Genomic DNA, 8,326 nt, shown 5'->3' with positions numbered 1-8,326 from the left:
TCATGGCGTATTCCATCTGGAATACCTGGGCCACTGACAGGTGGCGGGCACGGGCGATCTGCTGCCAGACCAGGTGCGCGCTCAGCGGGCAGCCGCCGGCCAGGGTCTTGGCTGCGCGCGCCAGCAGCGGGTCGTTGTCGTTGTGCAGGGCGGTGAGGGCGCTCCAGGCGCTGGGCAGGTCGGCCTGGTCGAGCAGCGCGTCGATGCGTTCGCGGCGCGGCAGCCATTGGGCGTCCGGCAGTTCGCCGCGGGCCTCGTGTTCCAGCGCCTTGAGCAGGCTGTGCAGTTGCCGCTGCGGTAGTTCCTGCCAGTTCAGCTGCACCAGGCCTTCGAGCAGGGCGTCCTGCTGGTTGTCGAGCAGGAAGCGGTCGGCCAGGTCCAGGTCCAGGGCATCGCGGGCGTTGATGCTGCTGGCAGTCAGGCCGAGGAACAGCCCGAGCTTGCCCGGCAGGCGGGCGAGGAACCAGCTGCCGCCGACATCCGGATACAGGCCGATATTGATTTCCGGCATGCCCAGGCGACTCGATGGGGTGACGATGCGCAGGCCGGCGCCCTGCATCAGGCCCATGCCGCCGCCCAGCACATGGCCGTGGGCCCAGCAGATCAGGGGCTTCGGGTAGCTGTGGATGCGATGGTCGAGGCGGTATTCGTCGGCGAAGAAGCGCCGCGCCAGGGGCGGTACTTCGCCGGGGTGTTGCCGGCACTGCTGCACCAGTTGCACCACGTCACCGCCGGCGCAGAAGGCTTTGGCGCCGTTGCCGCGCAGCAGCACGCAGGCGATGGCCGGATCATCTGCCCAGGCCGCGAGTTTGGCATCCAATGCCTCAATCATCGGCAGGGTCAGGGCGTTCAGGCTTTTTTCTGCATCCAGGCTGGCGATGCCGATGCGAAAGCCATGCAGACTATGGAGTTCTTCGAAAATCACATTCATGTGGCGGGTTCCTGGTGCGCACGGCGCACCCTACGGGAATAGGTTTATTTGTTGCGCCAGTGCGGTTCGCGTTTCTCCAGGAAGGCGTTCACCCCTTCGCGGGTGTCGTCGGCGTCGAACAGGTCGATGAAGCGCTCGCGTTCCTCGCTCAGCCAGGTACTCGGGCTGCGCTCACGGGCACCCTGGATCAGCGGCTTGATGGTGCGCACCGCCACCGGGCTCTGCCGGGCGACCTTGGCCGCCAGCAGCAGGGCATGGCCGCGCGCCTCGCCGCTGTCGACCACTTGCTCGACCAGGCCGATGCGTAGCGCGGTTTCGGCGTCGATGCGCTCGCCGCAGAGGATCATGCGCTTGGCCCAGCCTTCGCCGACCAGCCAGGCCAGGTGTTGGGTGCCGCCGGCGCAGGGCAGCAGGCCGACCGCGGCTTCCGGCAGGGCCATCTGCGCCTGGCGTTCGGCGATGCGCAGGTCGCAGGCTAGGGCGCATTCCAGGCCACCGCCCATGGCATAGCCGTTGATCGCGGCGATCGACACCCCGCGAAAATCACGCAGCGCCTCGAAGGCTTCGCCGAAGCGCCGGGCCATTTCCCGGGCGCGTGCCTTGTCGCCATCGGCGAACAGGTTGAGATCCGCGCCGGCGCTGAAGAACTTGCCGCCCTGGCCGGTCACCACCAGGGCGTAGATGTCGTCGTCGTGGTTGAGGTGCTCGATCAGTTGCTTGAGGCCGATCAGCGAGTCGCGGTCCCAGGTGTTGGCCGGCGGGTGATTGATAGTGATCAGCGCGGTGTGGCCGTGTTTCTCCACGGTGATCTTGTGGGTCAGGTCGAAAACACCGGGGTGGTAGGGTTCGATGGCGTGGCTCATAAAAGTCCTCATGTCGGTCATGTAGGGCGGGTGAAACCCGCAAATGGCGGGTGAACCCACAAGTGGCGGGTTGCACCCGCCCTACGCAAAAAATGTCACAGCAGGCGATCGAGCATGCCGCCCTGCTCGAGCAGGCGGCGGGCAATGATCACCCGCATGATTTCGTTGGTGCCTTCGAGAATCTGGTGCACGCGGCTGTCGCGTACCCAGCGTTCCAACGGATAGTCGTTCAGATAACCATAGCCGCCATGCAGCTGCAGGGCCTCGTTGCACAGGGTAAAACAGTGATCGGTGGCGAAGCGCTTGGCCATGGCGCAGTACAGGCTGGCCTCGCCATGCTGCCGATCCAGCTTGTGCGCGGCCAGGCGCACCATCTGCCGGCTGGCGGTGAGGTCGGTGAGCATGTCGGCCAGCTTGAATTGCAGGGCCTGGAACTCGCGCAGTGGCTTGCCGAACTGTTTGCGTTCTTCCACGTAGCGCAGCGATTGCTCCAGCGCCGCCTGGGCCGCGCCGAGCGAGCAACTGGCGATGTTGATGCGGCCGCCGTCCAGGCCCTGCATGGCGTAGACGAAGCCCTGGCCCTCGGGGCCGATGCGGTTGCCGGCGGGGATGCGCACGCCCTCGAAGGTGATGGTGCGGGTCGGTTGGGCGCGCCAGCCCATCTTCAGCTCGTTGCGGCCGTATTTCACCCCGGCGGCGTCGGCCGGTACCAGGAAGCAGGAAATCCCCTTGGCACCGCTGTCCTCGCCGCTACGCGCCATGACGATCAGCACCTCGGTCGACCCGGCGCCGGAGATAAAGCACTTGCTGCCGTCGAGCACATAATCGTCGCCGTCGCGTCTGGCCCGGGTGCGCAGGTGGGCGGCGTCGGAACCGGCATCCGGCTCGGTCAGGCAGTAGGAGGCGAGCAGTTCGCCGCTGACCAGGCCGGGCAGCCACTGGTCCTTGAGCGCCTGTTCGGCAAAGCTGGCGAGCATCCAGGTCGCCATGTTGTGGATGGTGAGGAAGGCCGTGGTGGCCACGCAGCCGGCGGCCAGTTGCTCGAAAATCAGCGCGGCCGACAGCCGTGACAGGCCCAGGCCGCCGTCGTCTTCCTCGAGGTAGAGCGCCAGATAGCCCTGCTCGGCCGCCTGTTTGATCACGTCCAGCGGGAAGTGGTGGTCGCGGTCCCAGTCGGCGGCATGGGGCGCCAGTTCGCGGCTGGCGAAAGCGCGGGCGCTGTCGACCAGCAGGCGTTGTTCATCGCTGAGTTCGAAATCCATAAGTCCTCATTGCAGGGTCAGGGGTTGCCCGGCGGCGCGTCGCTCGGCTTGCCATTCGGCCAGGCTGGGCGCCGCCTGGCTGGCGTCGAGGCGATCGACGATTTCAAAGTAGTCCTGTTTCAGCGGATCCTTGAGCACTTCAGTGCGCGCCTTCACTTTGACGGCATACACCGTCTGCAGGTTCTGGTGATCGAAGGCGCGCCACTCTTGCGGGCCCTTGAGTAGCTGGTAACGGTGACCTTCCAGGGCCTTGATCAGGGCTTCGCTGTCCAGGCTCTTGGCCCGCTGCGCGGCATCGGCCCATTGATAGACGATGCTGTAGGCCGAGGCGGCGGAACTGGACGGGTAGAGCGCATAACGCTCGCTGAAGGCTTTGACGAAGGCTTCGCCCTGGGCGGATTGCTCCAGTTTAGGTACGCGCCAGGTCCAGGGCTCGGTGCCGAGCACGCCTTGCATCAGGCCGGGGCCGGCCTGCTCGATAATGCTCTGGGTCAGGTTGGGCGCGACTATCTGCATGCGCTCGGTCAGGCCGAGGTCCTTGGCGATGCGCATGGCCCGCACCAGGTCTTCGCCGAACAGCACCAGGACCAGCACCTCGGCGTTGCTCGCCGCGGCCTGGTTCAGCACATCCATGTAATCGGCCAGGCGCGCGCCGGGGAAGGGCACCTTGAGCCCGGGATGTTTGCCGCTATCCGCGCTGCCGGTGCTCCGGCGTAGCGAGTCTTCGGTGGTGTGGCCCCAGGTGTAGTCGGAAGTCACGTAGAAATAGCGTTGATCCGGCAGGTGCTTGTTCAGGTACTGGCCGAGCACCCGGGCGCTCATCCAGGCGTTGTTGCACTCGCGGAACATATAGCGGTGGGCATTTTTGCCGGTGGTGTCGTTGGAGTAGGTGAGGGTGCCGAAATACAGCAGGCCGTGCTGGGCCGCGCGCTGGCCGGCGGCGATCGCCACCGCACTGGATGAGCCGCCGAACAGCATGGCCGCGCCCTCGCGGGCCAGCTTGTCGACATTGCGCTCGGCCTTGGCCGGACGCGAGGCGGTATCCCGGCTGGACAGGCGCAACGAACGACCGAGCACGCCGCCCTGGGCGTTGAGCTCGTCGATGGCCAGCAAGGCGCCGCGCATCTGGGCCAATCCTTCTTCCTTATAAGGGCCGGTGCGCGGGTAGTTGAGGCCGAGAGTGATCGGCTCGGCGGCCTGCGCACAGGCGGTTAACCCGGCCCACAGGGCCAGAGTGGTAGTCAGTCGTTGCATGGCAGCTCTCCTTGTTCTTGTTGTTGGAATCAGGAGAACTTTTTACGCGGTTAGACTAATTGTCGAGATCGTCTATTGGTCTAACAGGCCGCTGAAAAACTACTGCGGGCTGCGCGCGCCATGCTGCGTTTCGCCTTGTGACCCACATGGATGTGGGAAATGCCGTTACCCGTAGGGAACGGGTACGGCCCTAGCCATCGCTCGCTACCTTTTTCAGCGGTCTGTCGACGTTGTTAAGCCGTACTCATTTCAACTGAATGGTCATATTCGCTCCGATCACGGCGTCTTCCTCGAACCAGCGGCTGGTGACGGTCTTGGTCTCGCTGTAGAAGCGCACCGCCTGTTTGCCGTAGGCGTGCAGGTCGCCGTAGAACGAGCCTTTCCAGCCGGTGAAGGAGAAGAACGGCAGCGGTACCGGAATCGCTACGTTGATCCCGACCTGGCCGACGTTCACCGCATGCTGGTAGTGCCGGGCGGCGCCGCCTGCGCGGGTGAAGATACTGGTGCCGTTGCCGTAGGGGCTGGCGTTGACCAGGGCGATGGCCTGGTCAAGGGTGTCGACCTCCATGCACACCAGCACCGGGCCGAAGATCTCTTCGCGGTACAGGCCCATCTTGCTGGTCACCCCGCGGAACAGGGTCGGGCCGAGCCAGTTGCCGTTGGGGTAACCCTCCACCGTGCAGTGCGAGCCGTCGAGCAGGCACTCGGCGCCTTCCGCCTTGCCCTCGGCGATCAGGCGCAGCACCCGTTGTTTGGCCTGCTGGCTGATCAATGGGCCGAAGGCGGCATGGCCATCGGTCCAGTAACCGGGTTGCAGTTCGGCCATCTGCGCCTGCAGGTCGTCGATCCACTGTTTCGCTTCGCCGACGAACACCGCCACGCTGATCGCCATGCAGCGCTGGCCGGCCGCGCCGCAACTGGCGCCGACCAGGTTGTTCAGCACCTGCTGCTTGTCGGCGTCGGGCATGATCACCATATGGTTCTTGGCCCCGGCGAAGGCCTGCACGCGCTTCAGGTGGGCGGTGCCGGTGCGGTAGATGTGCTGGCCGACCGGTACCGAGCCGACGAAGGAGATGGCGCGGATATCCGGGTGGGTGAGCAGGCTGTCGACCACCTCGCGGGAGCCGTGCAGTACCTGCAGCACGCCCTTGGGCGCGCCGGCCTCGATAAACAGCTCGGCCAGGCGGTTGGGGGTCATGGGGTCCTGTTCGGACGGCTTGAGGATGAAGCAGTTGCCGGCGGCGATGGCCAGGGGAAACATCCACAGCGGAATCATCGCCGGGAAGTTGAACGGGGTGATGCCGACGCACACGCCGAGCGGCTGGATCCAGCTGGCGGTGTCGATATCGCGGGCCACGTTCTCCATGGTCTCGCCCATCATCAGGCTGGCGATATTGCACGCCTGCTCGACCACCTCGATGCCGCGCCAGACGTCGCCCTTGGCATCGGCCAGGGTCTTGCCGGTTTCCTTGGAGAGGATTTGTGCCAGGTCGTCGTGGTGTTCCTTGAGCAGGTGCTGATAACGCAGCATCAGCCGTGCGCGATCGGACACCGGCACCTCGCGCCAGGTGAGGAAGGCCGTTTTGGCACTGGCGACGGCGGCTTCGATTTCTTCGGCCGTGGCTTTGGGCGCCAGGGCCAGCACTTCCTGGGTCGCCGGGTCGGTGACTTCGATGAATTCGCGGGTGCGGCTTTCGCGCCATTCACCTTCGATCAACTGCGGGATTGCCTTGCTCATCGCACTCTCCACTTTCAGCCCGGGACAGGCCCTGATGTTTTTTAGTGTTATAGCCGGCTCAAGCGCGCTTGTGGATTGACGATCTTGGTCAATGGATGGACGATCTTGTTGTTGGGCTATCGGAGGGCGCATGAGCGATCGGGTTGAAACATCGAACTGGCCATTGCCGGCCAACGGCGTGCGTTTCATCACCCCGCCGCGTCTGCGCCGCATCCTGAGCCGTCATCCACTGGCTTCGGGCTGCTATCCGCTGGCATTGGGGTTCTATCCAGAGGCTGGCGGGCACCGGATGAATCGGCCGCTTCCGGACGATTATCTGCTGGTCTATTGCCGTGCCGGTCAGGGCTGGCTGGAGACCGGGGATGGACGAATCGCTGTCGCCGGTGGCGACTTGCTGCTGTTGCCCAAGGGTAGCCCCCATGCCTATGGCGCGGATCCGGGCAAACCCTGGACCCTGTACTGGGTGCACTTCGATGGCGAGCTGGCGGCGGAGTTCCTGCGCCCGCTGGGCAAGGGGCCGATCTGGCGCATCGGCATGCAACCGCGCCTGCTGGCCGAGTTCGATGCGTTGCTAAATCTGCGCAAGCAGGGCCTGAACCTGGCGCACTTCATCTATGCCGCCCACCAGTTGCAGGCGCTGCTGGCCTCCCTGGCGGTGCTGCCGGCGCGGGCCAAGTTGAAATCGGGGCGGGTGCTGGACGTCGATGCGGTGCAGGCGGTGATGCGCGCCCACCTGCACGGCTCGCTCAACCTCGACGAGCTGGCGGCGCAGTTCAAGTTGTCGCGTTTTCACTTCGCCAAGACCTACCGTGCGCTGACCGGCCATGCGCCTATCCAGGATTTCATCCAGCTGAAGATGGCCCATGCCTGCCGCTTGCTCGACGAAGGCCAACAGGGCATCCGCCAGGTTGCCGAACAGCTGGGCTACGAGGACGTCTACTACTTCTCGCGGCTGTTCCGCAAAGTTGTGGGCATGGCGCCCAGTCATTACCGGGCATTGCATCAGGGCTGATGGCGCGTGCAGGCAGCGCTTGGCTGGGAGCGGAGGGGACGCCTAGCTTCTATCCGCGACCGGGTCGCAGCTTAGTCTTCGCGGCCAAGGCCCCTTCCACAATGTCTTCTACACCCGGGCGATGGTCGCCAGGCCGGTGGCGATGATCTTCTCCTCGCCGTGGTTGACGGCAAACACATCGGCGCGGCATACGGCCTGGCGCCTGCCGGCCTTGATCACCTCGCTGCGGCAGATCAGCTTGTCGCCGATCGCCGGGGCCAGCAGGTTGACCTTGTACTCGCTGGTGACCACGTCGCCCACCAGCGAGGCGGCAGCCCAGGCGCAACCGCTGTCGATCATGAAACCGACCACCGCGCCGTGGGTGTAACCGTGATGCTGGCTGAGTTCCGGGCGACTGTGCAGCTGCAGGCTGACCTTGCCGGGGGCGAAGTCCAGCAGTTCGGCGCCGAGCAACCTGGCGAAGGCGGAGTGTTCCAGGGCCTGCTCCAGGCGCTCCCGGCTGATACCGATGGGACTGTCCATGTGGCTGCTCCTTGGGGTTGGTTGCCCCAGTCTCGACTGCCTGCCGAGCTGTCGCCATCTGCATCCAGGAGGATGATGAGGGTCTATTCGTCTGCGCCTTGACTTGCCTGTGAGGCTTGTCTAGCGTGCCGTCTTCAATTCGTCGACTCGGGAACCAGGCATGACCTCCGCCGATAACATCAAGCTCGACGCGGGCTGGAAAGAGGCCCTGCGCGAGGAGTTCGCCAAGCCCTATATGCAGGCGCTGGCCGACTTCCTGCGCCAGGAGAAAGCCGCGGGCAAGGAGGTCTATCCACCGGGTGCGCTGATCTTCAATGCGCTCAACTCCACGCCGCTGGAGCGGGTCAAGGTGGTGATCATCGGCCAGGATCCCTATCACGGCCCGGAGCAGGCCCATGGCCTATGCTTCTCGGTGCAGCCGGGGGTGGCCACGCCGCCGTCGTTGCTGAATATCTACAAGGAGCTCAAGCGCGACCTGAATATCGACATCGCCGCGCACGGTTGCCTGCAGCACTGGGCCGAGCAGGGCGTGCTCTTGCTCAACACCTCGTTGACGGTCGAGCGCGGGGTTGCCAATTCCCATGCGGACAAGGGCTGGGGGGTATTTACCGACCGGGTGATCGAGGTGGTCAGTGAGCAGCGGGCGCACCTGGTCTTTCTGCTCTGGGGCAAGCATGCGCAGAGCAAGGCGCGGCTGATCGACTCGAGCAAGCACCTGGTGCTGTGTTCGCCGCATCCCTCGCC

General features: G+C 65.0%; 8 protein-coding genes. 2 read left to right on the top strand and 6 right to left on the bottom strand.

Annotation, left to right across the window (positions count from 1 at the left end; translation table 11 throughout):
• From ABZE94_RS18240 to ABZE94_RS18220, 5 genes are all read right to left on the bottom strand, one after another.
• A partial coding sequence (locus ABZE94_RS18240) for an enoyl-CoA hydratase/isomerase family protein (RefSeq protein ID WP_372877152.1) occupies positions 1 to 931 on the bottom strand: 931 nt, incomplete at its 3' end.
• A 44-nt stretch (positions 932 to 975) separates the two neighbouring features.
• Positions 976 to 1,794, bottom strand: a complete 819-nt coding sequence (locus ABZE94_RS18235; protein WP_372877150.1) for an enoyl-CoA hydratase — start codon at positions 1,792 to 1,794, stop codon at positions 976 to 978.
• Positions 1,795 to 1,889: 95 nt separating this feature from the next.
• The gene (locus ABZE94_RS18230) at positions 1,890 to 3,056 is read right to left on the bottom strand and encodes an acyl-CoA dehydrogenase family protein (RefSeq protein ID WP_372877148.1); all 1,167 of its coding nucleotides are present in this window, start codon (positions 3,054 to 3,056) and stop codon (positions 1,890 to 1,892) included.
• A 6-nt stretch (positions 3,057 to 3,062) separates the two neighbouring features.
• Complete coding sequence (locus ABZE94_RS18225) at positions 3,063 to 4,310, bottom strand: substrate-binding protein (RefSeq protein WP_372877146.1); 1,248 nt, start codon at positions 4,308 to 4,310, stop codon at positions 3,063 to 3,065.
• 244 nt (positions 4,311 to 4,554) lie between these two features.
• A complete protein-coding gene (locus ABZE94_RS18220) occupies positions 4,555 to 6,048 on the bottom strand; it encodes a CoA-acylating methylmalonate-semialdehyde dehydrogenase (RefSeq protein WP_372877145.1) in 1,494 nt (497 codons plus the stop codon).
• 130 nt (positions 6,049 to 6,178) lie between these two features.
• Here ABZE94_RS18220 and ABZE94_RS18215 point away from each other — a divergent pair, with 130 nt between their 5' ends.
• Positions 6,179 to 7,060, top strand: a complete 882-nt coding sequence (locus ABZE94_RS18215) for an AraC family ligand binding domain-containing protein (protein ID WP_372877143.1) — start codon at positions 6,179 to 6,181, stop codon at positions 7,058 to 7,060.
• A gap of 108 nt (positions 7,061 to 7,168) precedes the next feature.
• On the opposite strand, the gene ABZE94_RS18210 is transcribed toward ABZE94_RS18215, so the two are convergent.
• Positions 7,169 to 7,582, bottom strand: coding sequence for a PaaI family thioesterase (locus ABZE94_RS18210; RefSeq protein ID WP_372877141.1), 414 nt, complete (start codon positions 7,580 to 7,582; stop codon positions 7,169 to 7,171).
• A gap of 160 nt (positions 7,583 to 7,742) precedes the next feature.
• Between ABZE94_RS18210 and ung the strand changes: the two genes are divergently transcribed.
• Positions 7,743 to 8,326, top strand: a 584-nt coding sequence (gene ung, locus ABZE94_RS18205; protein ID WP_372877139.1) for a uracil-DNA glycosylase, incomplete at its 3' end; no start/stop codon positions are given.

Origin of the sequence: Pseudomonas sp., from assembly GCF_041601375.1 — a bacterium.
Lineage (GTDB): Bacteria > Pseudomonadota > Gammaproteobacteria > Pseudomonadales > Pseudomonadaceae > Aquipseudomonas.
The sequence above is the reverse complement of the archived record's forward strand: the minus strand, read 5'-3'. Positions and strand labels throughout refer to the sequence as shown.